This is a genomic window from Kitasatospora sp. NPDC052868 (assembly GCF_044547105.1).
Classification (GTDB): Bacteria; Actinomycetota; Actinomycetes; order Streptomycetales; family Streptomycetaceae; genus Kitasatospora.
The window spans coordinates 59353-73083 of sequence record NZ_JBITZW010000021.1; the positions used below are offsets into that span (position 1 = coordinate 59353).

General features: G+C 75.7%; 3 protein-coding genes. All 3 read left to right on the top strand.

Annotated elements, in window-relative coordinates; genetic code table 11:
• Nucleotides 1–604 precede the first annotated feature (604 nt).
• The 3 genes from ACIGZJ_RS28350 to ACIGZJ_RS28360 all read left to right on the top strand — a co-directional run bounded on the left by ACIGZJ_RS28350 (nucleotide 605) and on the right by ACIGZJ_RS28360 (nucleotide 13706).
• Nucleotides 605–2161: an alpha/beta fold hydrolase gene (locus tag ACIGZJ_RS28350; RefSeq protein WP_396459899.1), complete on the top strand. Its 1557-nt coding sequence runs from the start codon at nucleotides 605–607 to the stop codon at nucleotides 2159–2161.
• 16 nt (nucleotides 2162–2177) lie between these two features.
• Complete coding sequence (locus tag ACIGZJ_RS28355; RefSeq protein ID WP_396459900.1) at nucleotides 2178–12116, top strand: amino acid adenylation domain-containing protein; 9939 nt, start codon at nucleotides 2178–2180, stop codon at nucleotides 12114–12116.
• Nucleotides 12117–12254: 138 nt separating this feature from the next.
• Complete coding sequence (locus tag ACIGZJ_RS28360; RefSeq protein WP_396459901.1) at nucleotides 12255–13706, top strand: MFS transporter; 1452 nt, start codon at nucleotides 12255–12257, stop codon at nucleotides 13704–13706.
• The last annotated feature ends 25 nt before the right edge of the window (nucleotides 13707–13731 follow it).

The window sequence follows — 13731 nt, forward strand, 5'->3', positions numbered from 1 at the left end:
GGGTGGCGGCCCCGGGCCGGCCCCCGGCCGGTCGTCGGGGGGGGGGGGGCCCCCCCGGTGCAAAGGCACCTTGTACCCCGGGGGGGGGGTCCCCGGGGGGGGGGGGGGGGGGGGCCGTGGGGCGCCCCCCCCCGCGCCGCTATCGCTTGCACCGTGCCCGCGCCGCCTGCGCCTGCGCCTGCACCGTGCCCGTGCCCGTGCCGCCTGCGCCGTCCCCGCCGTCGCGCGGATCGGATCCGACCCGCCGTGCGTCCGCCCGGCGGGTCCTGAGGCGTGCCCGCTCCGCCTTCCCCCTGTGCGCCGGCGGATGCGCACCGGCAGACCTCCCCGGCGGGCCGTCGAGCTGTGAGCTGACGAGCCGTGCGCCGATGAACCGTACACAGATCAACCGTGTGCGCCCCGTTTGAAACGGGCCGTTGAGGTGCAGTTACGGGAGTGGCGATTGATGTGTCTGTGTCAGGAGACCTCTTGGCATGACATGGCGCATGTGACATTGTATTCACGCCCCCGTGATCAACCTCACGCCGGACGGGACCCACCGGACCCGCTCGGCGGTCTCCGCACACCCCGCCCCACCGGGCGCCTTCAGCGAGAGGTGACGGCCTTGCCGGTTCGTGGTACCCCAGCGGTCCTCTTCTGCATCCCCCACGCCGGCGGGACGACGGCGGCCTTCCAGGAGTGGCAGCAGCTGCTCGGCGCCGAACTGCTGGTCCGCCCGGTCGAGTCCGCCGGCCGCGGCACCCGCTCGGCCGAGCGCGGCTACCAGGGCATCCCCGAGGCGGCCGAGGACCTCGCCCGGGTGATCGCCGCCGAGACGGACGGCGCCGACTGGGTGCTGCTCGGCCACAGCATGGGCGCCCTGATCGCCTACGAGGCCGCCCGCCTGCTCCAGGAGCGCGGCTTCCCGCCCGCCCGGCGCCTGGTGGTCTCCGCCTGCCCGCCGCCGCAGCGCGGCTTCGGCCCGAAGTGGGACGCCGACACCCCGGACTCCGAGGTCGAGGCCTTCCTGCTCCGGCTCGGCAGCGTCCCCGCCGAGATCGCCCGGGACCGCGACGCGATGGCCTACTACGCCGGCCTGGTCCGCGAAGACGCCAGGCTGACCGACGCCTACCACTACCGCCCCCCGCGCCAACCCCTGAACAGCCCGGTCACCGTCCTGTGGGGCGACGCCGACCCGGTCACCGCGCCGTACCGGGCGCAGGACTGGCAGGAGGCGGTCGGCCGGCCCGTCGAGATCCGCACCGCGACCGGGGCGGGGCACTTCCTCCTCACCGAACAGGCCTCCCGGGCCGTCGCCCTGCTCCGGGGCGACCTGCTCGGCGACCCCCCGACCGGCACCCCGCCCGGCGGTGCGACCGGAGGCACCACGGCCGGCACACCGGGCGGTACGACAGGAAAGGCGGCTGCCGTGGACACCGGCACCGAGCTGTATCTGGACCTGCTGAAGAAGACCCTCACCAACGTCATCTACGAGGACCCGCCACTGCCCAGCGACTGGGCCCCCGACAACTCCTACGACCCGATCAGCCGCCACGCCGGGCTCGACTGGCCGAGCAAGGCCCACACCATGGTCGGCCTGCGCCGCCTGGACAACGTCCAGTACTGCGTCGAGCGGATCCTGCGCGACGGCGTCCCCGGCGACTTCATCGAGACCGGGGTCTGGCGCGGCGGCACCTCCATCTTCCTGCGCGCCCTGCTGCGCGCCCACGGGGTGACGGACCGCCGGGTCTGGGCCGCCGACTCCTTCCGCGGCATGCCCGAGGTCGGCGCCGAGGGCCACCCCGGCGACGCCGAACTGGAGACCCACCTGCTCAACGACGTGATGGGCGTCCCGCTGGAGCAGGTCCGCAGCAACTTCGAGGCGTACGGGCTGCTGGACGACCAGGTGCGCTTCCTGCCGGGCTGGTTCAAGGACACCCTGCCCAAGGCCCCGATCCGCGGCCTGGCCCTGATGCGGCTCGACGGTGACCTCTACGAGTCGACCATGGACGCGCTCACCAACCTCTACCCGAAGCTCTCCGTCGGGGGCTTCGTGATCGTGGACGACTACCTGATCACGGTGTGCCAGGAGGCCGTCCACGACTTCCGCCGCAGCCACGGCATCGACGACGAGATCAAGGACATTGACGGCTACGGCGCCTACTGGCGCCGGACCCGCTGACCGGGGGGACGGACGGATGACCCAGCAGGACGAGCGCACACCGCACCGGCCGGAACCCGCGATCTGCCACGGGCCGGACGTGCTCCGGGCGGCGGACGAACCGGCCACCCTGGCCGCCGTACTCGCCCGGGCGGCCGCCGACCGGCCGGACCGGGGCGTCGTGGTGGTCGACGCGGCCGGCCGGGCCACCCGGATGCCCTACCCGGACCTGCTCGCCCAGGCCCGCACGGTCCTCGCCGGACTGCGCCGCGGCGGCTGCCGGCCCGGTGACGTGCTCGTCCTGTACGGCCTCGAACTCGCCGACTACTTCCCGGCGTTCTGGGCCTGCGTGCTCGGTGGGATCGTCCCGCTGCCGGTCGACGTGCGCCGCGACGCCTCGGCCCGGCAGCGCTCGGTGGAACGGCTCGCCGGCGCCTGCACCCTGCTCGACGGCCCCCGCGTGCTGACCGACGCCGCCGGCACCGCCGACCTGGCGGGCCACCCGGAGGGCGCCGCACTGGAGGCGCTGGACATCGCCGACTGCCGCGCGGGCGGAGGCGAGCACGGCCGGGACGACTCCGACGGCCAGGGGGAGTTCGTCCCCGCCGGGAGCGACCCGGCCCTGCTGATGCTCTCCTCCGGCAGCACCGGTCTGCCCAAGGTCATCCCGCTCACCCACGAGGCGCTGCTGGACTTCCTCCCCGGCAGCCGACAGGCGCTCGGCTGGGGCGAGGACGACTCCACCCTCAGCTGGCTGCCGGTCGACGCCAGCGCCGCGCTGCTGCTCTACCACGTGCTGCCGGTCTACCTGGGCAGCGACAACGTGCAGGTCCCGACCGAGCTGGTGCTCGCCGAGCCGCTGCGCTGGTTCGACCTGGTCACCGAGCACCGCTCCCGGCACACCTGGGCGCCGTCCTTCGGCTTCCGCATGGTCTGGTCCGCCCTCCAGGACGCCCCCGCCCCCGACTGGGACCTCGCGCACGTCCGCACCCTGGTCAGCGGCGGCGAGCAGATCCCCCCGCGGGTGGTGGACGGCTTCCTCGCCGCCACCGCGCCCTACGGCGTCGACCCCGACTGCTTCGTGCCCTGCTGGGGCATGACCGAGACCACCACGGCGATCAGCTGGAGCCGCTACCGGGCCCCCGGCAGCCTGCACCGGCTGCGCACCGACAGCCTCGGCGGCGCCACCGTCGCCGCCGGCGCGGACGTGCCGGACGAGCTGTGCACCACCTTCGTCGCCGTCGGCGCCCCCGCCCCCGGCGCCGGCCTGCGGGTGGTCGACGAGGACGGCGCGGTGGTGCCGGTGGGAACGGTCGGGCGCCTCCAGGTCCGCTCGATCCGCAACACCCCCGGCTACCTCGCCAACCCCGAGGCCAATGCGAAGACCTTCGTCGACGTCGGCGAGGAGCTGCCCTGGCTGGACACCGGGGACCTGGCGTTCATCCGGGACGGCCAGGCCGTGATGATCGGCCGCCAGAAGGACATCGTCATCATCAACGGCGAGAACCACCCCTGCCACGCCGTCGAGACGGTGGTCGAGTCCGTGCCGGGCGTGGCCGCCGGCGGCGCGGCGGCCTGCGGGGTGCCGGACGAGGAGCTCGGCAGCGAGACCCTCGCCCTGTTCTTCGCCCCCACGGGCGACCGGCCGGTGGAGGAGACGCGGGCCGAGATCGGCCGCGTGGTGCTGCGCAGGCTCGGACTGTTCCCCCGGCACGTCGTGCCGCTGGCCGCCGAGGACTTCCCCCGGACCTCCAGCGGCAAGGTCCGCCGCGGCGAACTGGTGAAGCTGCTCGCGCCGGCGCCTGCGACGGCCCCCGCGCCCGACGGCTCGCGCGGCGGGGAGTTGGGCGGGGCGGAACTGCGCGCCCTGCTGCGCGCCGAGGTCGCGGCCCTATCCGGCACCCGGGTCGACCGGGACGGCGGTGACGACCGGGCGCCCTTCTACGAGCTCGGCCTCGGCTCGGTCACCATGGTCCGGCTGCACCGCGCCCTCGGCGTGCGGTTCGGTGCCGAACTGGCCGTCTCCGCGCTCTTCGAGCACCCCTCGATCGCCGAACTCGCCGACCACCTCGGCTCCCTGGGGGTGCGGGAGGTCCGGAAGCCCCGGCCGGAGTCGGAGTCGGTGCCGGAACCTGTCGTCCAGGCTGATGTCCCGGTGCCGGTGCCGGTGCCGGTGCCCGTGGACGCGCCGATCGCCGTGATCGGCCTGGGCCTGCGCTTCCCCGGCGCCGAAACGCCCGAGGAGTACTGGGAGAACCTCCGCACCGGCCGCGACTGCCTCACCGCCTTCACCCCGGCCGACCTCCAGGCCGCCGGACTCTCCGAGGCGCAGCGCACCGCACCCGACCGGGTGCCGGTCGGCGGCGTCCTGACCGGCGTCGACACGTTCGACCCCGGCTTCTTCGGCATGAGCCCGCGCGAGGCCGAACTCACCCACCCCGCCCACCGGTTGTTCCTGCAGGCCAGCTACCACGCACTGGAGACGGCCGGCTACGCGAAGCCCGCCCCCGGCCTGCGGATCGGCGTCTACGCGGGCGAGGGAGCCAATCTGACGGGCTATCAGTCCGACAGCTCCGCACCCGACCCGGACCTCGCCGACGGCATGCAGGCCGCCCTCGGAAGCCTGCCCGACTACCTGGCCTCCCGGGTCTCCTACCGGCTCGGCCTCTCCGGGCCCGCGATCGGCATCCGCACCGCCTGCTCCACCTCCCTGGTCGCCGTGCACCTCGCCGTCCAGGCGCTGCGCAACGGCGAGGCCGACCTCGCGCTGGCCGGCGCGGCCGCCCTCCAGCTGCCGCAGGGTGCCGGCTACCGCTACCACCCGGAGTCCGTGCTCTCGCCCACCGGTGGCTGCCGCCCCTTCGACGCGGCCGCCGACGGCACCGTCGGCGGCAACGGCATCGGCGTGGTGCTGCTCAAGCCGCTCGACCGGGCACTCGCCGACGGCGACCCCGTCCTCGCCGTCATCACCGGTACCGCCGTCAACAACGACGGCGCCCGCAAGGTCGGCTTCACCGCCCCCAGCGTGCAGGGCCAGGTCGACGTGGTCCGCGAGGCCCTGCGCCGGGCCGGCGTGCGCGGCGAGGACCTCAGCTACGTCGAGGCGCACGGGACGGGCACGCCGATCGGCGACCCGGTCGAGTTCAAGGCCCTGAGCCTGGGCCTCGGTTCACCGGGCGGCCCGGAGGGCTTCTGCGCCGTCGGCTCGGTCAAGGCCGCCATCGGCCACCTCGACAGCTGTGCCGGTATGGCCGGGCTGATCAAGGTGGTGCTGATGCTCCAGCACCGCGAGCTCGTCCCGACCCGCAACCTGGACCGCCCCAATCCCGAACTAGCCCTGAACGGAAGTCCGTTGACCCTGGTGACCAAGCACGGCCCGATGCCGCAGGCACCCGGCGGCTCGCCGGTGCTGCGGGCGGGCGTCAACGCGCTGGGTGTCGGCGGCACCAACGCCTTCGCCGTCCTGGAGGAGGCCCCGCCGCGCCCGGCCGCCACCACGGCCGCGGCCGGGGGCGCCCGCCTCGTCCCGCTGAGCGGGCGCGACGAGGCGGCGGTGCGCGAACTGGCCGCCGAACTCGCCGACCGGCTGCGCCGCGACCCGGACACGGCCGTGGCGGATGTCGCCGCCAGCCTGGCCACCCGGCCGGCGCTGGCCGTGCGGGCCGCGGTCGTCGCCGCCGACACCGCCGAACTCGCCCGCGAACTGGACCGGTTGGCCTCCGGAGCCGAGCCCGACGCGGCCACCGCGTTCCGGCTGGGCACTCCCCGCCCGGGTACCCCGGAGGCGGTCGCCTTCGCGTACAGCGGGCAGGGCTCGGCGTCCCGGGGCATGGCGAGTGAGCTGTACCCGGCGCTGCCGGTGGTCCGGGACGTCCTCGACCGCTGCGAGCAGGCCTACCGCGAGGCCGTCGGCACCCCCGGCCTGCTGGCCGCCCTGCTGGACTCCGGCCGGTCGGGCGAACCGCTGGCCACCGGCCTCGCCCAGCCCGCGCTGTTCGCACTCCAGGCGGCGCTGACCGCCCAGTGGCGCGCCTGGGGGATCGAGCCCGGCCAGGTCCTCGGCCACAGCCTCGGCGAGCTCTCCGCACTCTGCGCGGCCGGCGCGCTCTCCCTGGAGGACGGGATCCGGCTGACCGCACGGCGCGGCGAGCTGATGGAGACCGCGATGGCGGAGGGCGGCATGCTCTCGCTGCGCACCGACCCGGCCGTCGCCGAACGGGTCGCGCGGGAGAGCGGACTGGAGATCGCCGCCCGCAACGGCGCCGGGACCTTCGTGCTCTCCGGCACCCCGCTGGCCCTGCGGACGGCGGAGGAACTGCTCGACGGGATGGGGATCGAGGCGCGGCGGCTGCCGGTCGACCGCGCCTTCCACAGCGGGATGCTGGAGGCCGTCCTGCAGCCGCTGGCGCAGGCCGTCGAGGCATGCGTGCCGGCCCCGCTGCGGGTGCCGCTGATCACCGCCGCGGACGGCATGGTGCTGCCGGCCGGCGAGGTGCCGCCCGCCGACTACCTGGTGCGCCAGGCCCGCCGCCCGGTCCGCTTCGACCTGGCGCTGGCCGCCCTGCACGCGACCGGCTGCGAGACGGTGGTGGAGATCGGCCCCCGCGAGGAGCTGACGCTGCTCGGCCGGCGGGCCGTGCCCGACCTCGCCTGGACCGCATCCCAGCTGCGCGACGGCGGCCAGTCGGCGGCGCTGCAACTGGCCGCGGGCGAGCTGTACTGCGCCGGGTTCGCGCTGGACTGGGACCGGCTGACGGACGGCGGCCACCGGGTGCCGCTGCCCGGGTACCCGTTCCGGCGGACCGTCCTCGGGCGGCGGGTGCCGTCCGGCGGCGAGGGCCCGGCGGCGGGAGCGGTCCCGGTGAGTGCGGTACCGGTGCGTGCGCTCGCGGCGAGTGCGGTACCGGCGAGTGCGGTACCGGCGAGTGCGGTACCGGTGGCCGGCGGGGCTCCGGCTGCGGCGCCGCGGGCGGTCGGGGCGGCGGACGGTCTGCTCGACCTGGTCCGCGCGCTGACGGCGGAGCGGTTCGGCCTCGAGCCCGGGCTGCTCGACGTGGACGAGACCTTCATCGCCCTTGGTGGCGACTCACTGTCGCTGGTGGGGCTGGCCCGGCGACTCGACCGGGAGTGCGGGGTGCGGGTGCCGATGCGGGCGTTCTTCGACGAGGCGGACACTCCGCGCAGGCTGGCCGGTCTGCTGGGCGCGCAGGGGGCCGACGGTCTGGCGGCTCCGGCTCCGGCTGCGGCTGCGGCTCCGGAGGCTGGGTGGGTCCAAGCGGCTGCCCCGGCTCCGGCCCCCGTTCAGGACCCGGCCCCGGTTGGGGCCTCGGCGGCTGGCGGGGTGGCCGACTCCGCGGTCAGCCCGCCGCCGGCCGGGACCACGGCGGCCGCGCCCGCCCCGGCACCGGCCGCAGCCGTGCCGACGGCCGTCCCCGGTAGCGAGCTGGCGCAGCTGTGCGCCTCGCAGCTGCGGGTCGCGGAGGACATGATGGCCAAGGTCACCGGCCTGATGACGCGCCAGTTGGACCTGTGGGGCGATGTGAACGGCGGCGGCCCGACCACCCCCGCACCCGCCGCCACCACTGCCGCCGTCGGCGTCGCAGCGGCCGGTGCGGTACCGAGGCAGGCGCCCGCGGCCCCCGCACCCGCCGCCCCGCCGGTCCCGGCGCCCGCGCCGGTACCCGCCGCCAGGTCGATACCCGCGCCCACCCCGGTCGCGGCCGCTCCTGCTCCCGCCGCCGTGCCCGTGCCCGCTCCCTCGAGCCGGCCCCCGGTCGGCCGGGCCGCCTGCGACTACAGCCTCTACTTCTTCGGCGACTACCCCGACCAGTCCGCGACCGACAAGTACGGCCACGTCCTCGCGGCCGCCGAGTTCGCCGACCGCAGCGGCCTCCACGCCGTCTGGCTGCCGGAACGCCACTTCGACTCCTTCGGCGGGATCTTCCCCAACCCGTCCGTCCTCGCGGCGGCCGTGGCGGCCCGCACCACCCGGATCAGGATCCACGCCGGCTCCGTGGTGCTGCCGCTGCACGACCCGATCCGGGTCGCCGAGGAGTGGTCCGTGGTGGACAACCTCTCGCACGGGCGGGCCGGGCTCTGTGTCGCCTCCGGCTGGCACGCCAACGACTTCGTCCTGGCCCCCGGGAACTTCGGCCGGCACCGCGAGCTGATGTACGAGCAGCTCGGCACCGTCCGCCGGCTCTGGGCCGGCGAGCAGGTGGCCGCGGTCTCCGGCACCGGGGCCAAGGTCGAGGTGGGCCTCTTCCCCCGGCCGGTGCAGCCGCAGCCGCCGCTGTTCGTCGCGGTGGTCGCCAACCCCGACAGCTACCGCCGCGCCGCCGAGAACGACCTGGGCGTGGTCACCAACCTGATGACCCAGAGCGTGGCCGACCTGGCGGCGAACATCGCGCTCTACCGCCGCACCCGGGCCGAGTGCGGCCTGGACCCGGCGGCCGGGCGGGTGGTCGTGCTGATGCACACCTACCTGGGCGCCGACCGGGAGCAGGCGCGCCGGGAGGCCGCCGGGCCGTTCCGGTCCTACCTGCGCTCCTCGCTCTCGCTGCTCGGCGGCTTCGCCGAGAGCCTGGGCCTGGGTACCGAGCTGGAGCAGGCGGACCCGGAGGACGTCGACTTCCTGCTCGACCGGGCGTTCCACCGCTACTGCGAGGACCGCGCCCTGATCGGCAGCCCGGACAGTGCCCGGCCCGTCGCCGAGGCGGTGGTCGCGGCCGGCGCCGACGAGATCGCCTGCTTCGTGGACTTCGGCGTGCCCGGCGAGCAGCTGCTGGCCGCGCTGCCCCTGGTCACCGAGCTCCGCGACGCCCACCGGCCGGTCCACCGATCGCAGCCGCAGGCCGTCCCGGCCACACCCGCCGCCCCGGCCACCCCGACAACGCCCGGCACCCCGGCCACGCCCGCCCAGCGCCGGCTCTGGCTGGTCGACCGGATGTACCCGGGACGCACCGACTACCACGAGCCGAAGGGCATCGTGCTGACCGGTCCGCTGGACCTCACCGCCCTGCACGGCGCGCTGGACCGGGTCGCCGCCCGCCACCCGCAACTGCGCACGGTGTTCCACGAGGCCGACGGCGGGCTCCGCCAGGTCGTCCTGCCCCTCGCTCCGCTGCCCTGCCCGGTCACCGACCTCACCGGCACGCCCGTGGAGGAGGCGCTCGCCGCCCTGGTCGAGGCCGAGCGGGACACCGTCCTGGACCTGGCCACCGGCCCGCTGGTGCGGCTTCGCCTGGCCCGGCTCGGCCCGGACCGGCACGTGCTGTTCCTGCTCGCGCACCACATCGTCTTCGACTCGCTCTCCACCCAGGTCTTCTGCCTCGACCTCGCCGCGTACTACCGCGCCTGGCCCGCCCTGCCCACCGACCTGCCGGAGCTCGGCGACCCGCCGGCCGCACCGGCCGGACCGGCCGCACGCAGCCTGGAGTTCTGGACCGGGGAGCTGGCCGGCGCGCCCGTCCTCGCCCTGCCCGCCGACCGCCCGGCGGCCGCCGCCGCCGCAACGAGCCGCGGCCGCAGCCTCGTCCACGACTACGACGCCGAACTCACCGACCACGTCGCACGGTTCGCCCGCTCCGCCGGGGCGACGCCGTTCATGGTGCTGCTCGCCGCACTGGGCGCCGTCCTCGGACGGCTGAGCGGCCAGGACGACTTCATGCTCGGCACCGCCGTCGCCAACCGGCCCGAGGGCGCCGAGGACCACATCGGCATGTTCATCGACACCGTCGTCCTGCGGATGGACCTCTCCGGAGACCCGGGCTTCGACGAACTCGTCCGACGGGTCCGCGAACGCAGCACCCGCGCCTACGAGCACCAGGACGTGGCGTTCGACGAACTCGTGGACGCCCTCAACCCCGAACGCGTCCCCGGCGCCAACCCGCTGTTCGGCGTGATGGTCGAGTACGAGAACCACACCCCGCTGGAGTTCGACCCGCCGCGGATCGGCGTCGAACTGGTCGACCTGCCCAGCGACCGGGCGCCGTTCGACCTGACCTTCTACCTCACCCGGCACGCGGCCGGACTGCGCTGCGCGGTCGAGTACAACGCCGCGCGGTTCGAGGAGTCCACCGTCCGGCGGATCCTCGACTACCTGGAGCAGGTACTGCGCCAGGCCGGCCCCGCGCCGCTCTCCGAGCTCACCGCCCTGACCGGCGGCGACCGGGCGGCGGTCGAGGCCCGGCACGGCGAGGCCACCGGCACCTCCCCGGACTGCCTGCACCAGCTGGTCGAGCGGCAGGCCGACGCCACGCCCGACGCCCCGGCCCTGCTCGGTGACGACACCGCCGTCAGCTACCGGGAGTTGGACCGCGCCGCCAACCGGCTCGCACACGCCCTGGCGGCCCGGGGCGCAGGTCCGGGCCGCATCGTCGGGGTTGGCCTGCCCGCCGGCGCCGACCTGGTCACCGCGCTGCTCGCCGTCCTCAAGACCGGCGCGGCCTACCTCCCGCTGGACCGCTCGCTGCCCGCCGAACGCGTCGCCGACTGCCTCGCCGACAGCGGCGCCGTCCTGCTGCTCACCGACCGCCGGGAGACGGTGGACGTTCCCGTCCTCCTGCTCGACGACGCCCGCGACGGGCTCCCCGACACCCGGCCCGAGCCGGCCGTCGGCCCGGACGACCCGGCGTACTGCATCTACACCTCCGGCTCCACCGGTCGGCCCAAGGGCGTCCTGGTGCCCCACCGCGGCCCGGTCAACCTGGTCCGCTGGCAGCTGCGGACCGGCCCGGCACTGCGCACCCTCCAGTGGACCTCCACCGGGTTCGACGTCAGCGTGCAGGAGATCTTCGCGACCCTGGCCGCCGGCGCCACCCTCGTCCTCGTCCCCGAGGCGCTGCGCGGCGACCCGGCCGAACTGGCCGCCGCGATGCGCCGCCACCGGGTCGAGCGGCTGCACATGGCCGGCACCCCGTTCAAGTACCTGGTGGAGCACGGCCTTTCCGTACCGACCCTGCGCGAGGTCCGGCTCGCGGGGGAGCAGCTGGTCGCCACCCCGGCGCTGCGCCGCTTCCTCGCCGCCCACCCCGAGGCGCGGTTGTTCAACGAGTACGGCCCCACCGAGGCCTCGGTGATCGCCCTCTCGCACCCGGTCACCGACCTGGACGAGGCACGGATCCCGATCGGCCGGCCGGTGGACAACGTCCGGGTGCACGTCCTGGACCGGGCGGGCCGGCCCGTTCCGGTCGGCGCGACCGGCGAACTCGCCCTGGCCGGACCAGGGCTGGCCATCGGCTACCTCGGGGACGAGACGCGGACGGCGGAGCGCTTCCCGACCGGCCCGGCCGGCCCCGACGAGCGGGTCTACCTGACGGGCGACCTCGTGCGGCTGCGCGCCGACGGCACGCTGGAGTACCTGGGCCGCACCGACGAGCAGGTGAAGATCCGCGGCCACCGGGTGGAGCCCGGCGAGGTGCAGTGGGCGCTCGGGCGGCTGCCCGGGGTCCGCGACGCCGCCGTGCTGGCCCGCCGGGACGCGGACGGCGAGGCCCAACTGGTCGCCTACGTGGTCGCCCCCGAGGCGGACGGTGGCGCCGAGTGGAGCGCCGCGCTGCGCACCGGCCTCGCCGCGACGCTGCCGCCCTATCTGGTCCCGGACCACTGGGTGCGGCTGGACCGGCTGCCGGTCAACGCCAGCGGCAAACTGCGGGCACAGGACCTGCCGGATCCGGTCGGGAAGCCGGGCGCACTCCCGGCTCAGGCGCCGGATGCGGCCGCGGCCGCCACGGCGGAAGGCGCCCCCACCACCCCGGCGGAGCAGGCCCTGCATCTGATGTGGTGCGCCGAACTGCGCCTGGAGTCCGTGCCGTTGGACCGCTCCTTCTTCGACCTCGGCGGCAACTCGCTGAAGGCCGTGCGGATCCTCAGCCGGATCCGGGACCGGTTCGGCTACCAGTACCCGCTGGGCGAGTTCATGCGCGAACCCACCGTCCGGGCCGTGGCGCGCGCGGTGGCCGAGCGGACCGCCTGACCGCCGCACCCGGCGCACTCGCCTGAAGCCGCCCGAAGCCGTCCGAAGCCGCCCGTTGGGCGCCCCCGCCCGCCCCGCTCCGGCGGGCGGGGGCCCGGCACCGTCCACCCGCCCCACGACCAAGGGAGGTCCGCCCCCGTGCGACCCACCGCAGCAGGATCCGCCCGAACCGGCGAGCCGCCCGCCCCGCCCGGCGCCGCCGGGGGCCGACGCGCCGCCGTGCCCGCGCTCGCGCTCGGCGGGTTCACCGCGGCACTGGTCAACACCGTGCCGATCCCACTGCTGCCCTCCCTCCCACAGCTGCTGCACACCTCGCCGGCCAACGCCGCCTGGACCGTCACGGCGACGCTGCTGGTAGCCGCCGTCTGCACCCCGGTCAGCGGCCGGCTGGGCGACATGCTGGGCAAACGCCGGGTGCTGCTCTGGTGCCTGGCGCTGATGGTCGCCGGATCGATGCTGTGCGCGGCCGCCGACTCGATTTCCGTCCTGATCGCCGGTCGTGCCCTCCAGGGCTGCGGCGCCGGGGCACTGCCGCTGGGCCTGAGCATCATGCGCGACGAAGTCCCGCGCGAACGCCTCGGCCGCGCCCTCGCGGTGATGAGCTCCACCGTCGGCGTCGGCTCCACCATCGGCTTCCCGTTCTCCGCCTTCCTCTCCCAACACGCCGACTGGCACGTGCTGTTCTGGGCCGTCGCCGCCCTCGGCGCGGGCAACCTGCTGCTCGCCGCGCGCTACATCCCCGCCACCGGGGTGCGCTTCGGCGGACGCTTCGACTGGCCGGGCGCGGCCGGACTCTGCGTCGCCCTGGTCTGCCTGCTGCTCGCGCTGTCCAAGGGGCGCGGCTGGGGCTGGACCAGCGGGCCGACGCTCGGGGCGCTCGCCCTCGGGGTGGCCGCGGCGCTCTGGTGGGTCCGCTTCGAACTGCGCACCGCACAGCCGCTGGTGGACCTGCGCACCTCGGCGAGCCGCCCGGTGCTGGCGACCAACGCGGCGACGCTGCTGGTCGGCTTCGCGATGTTCGTGATCTCCCTGGTCCTGCCGCACATCCTCCAGGCCCCGCCGAGTACCGGCTACGGCGCGGGCTTCTCGATGGTGGAGACCGGACTGCTGCAGTCCGTCGCCGGCGTGGTGATGATGGCCGTCGCGCTGCTCTCCCCGGCGGTGTCCACCCGGTGGGGCGCCCGGGCCACACTCGTCCTCGGCGCCCTGGTGATCGCGGTCGGCTACGCGACCGGCATCCCGCTGCTCGGCGGCGGCTGGTGGCTGTCGGTCCTGGCCGTGATCGTCGGCGCCGGCCTGGCGCTGGCCTTCGCCGCGATGCCCGCGCTGATCGTCGCCGCCACCCCGCACTCCCAGACGGCCGCCGCCAACGGCCTGAACACCCTGGTCCGTTCGATCGGCGCCTCGGTGGCCAGCGCGGTGGTGAGCGCCGTCCTGGCCGCACTGACCACCACCGCCTCGGCGGCGGACGGCGGCGCGGTCCACCCGTCCGCCGGCGGGCTGCGGATCGCGTTGACCGCCGCCGTGCTGGCGGGGCTCGGCGCGGCGCTGGCCGCCCTGTTCGTCCCCAAGCCCGTCAAGTCCGAGTAGCCGTACGATCCCTGAGGGGGAGCCG

Excerpts from the sequence above, each read along its gene's own strand:
- ACIGZJ_RS28355 (WP_396459900.1), top strand. The coding sequence starts at position 2,178 with ATGACCCAGCAGGACGAGCGCACACCGCACCGGCCGGAACCCGCGATC.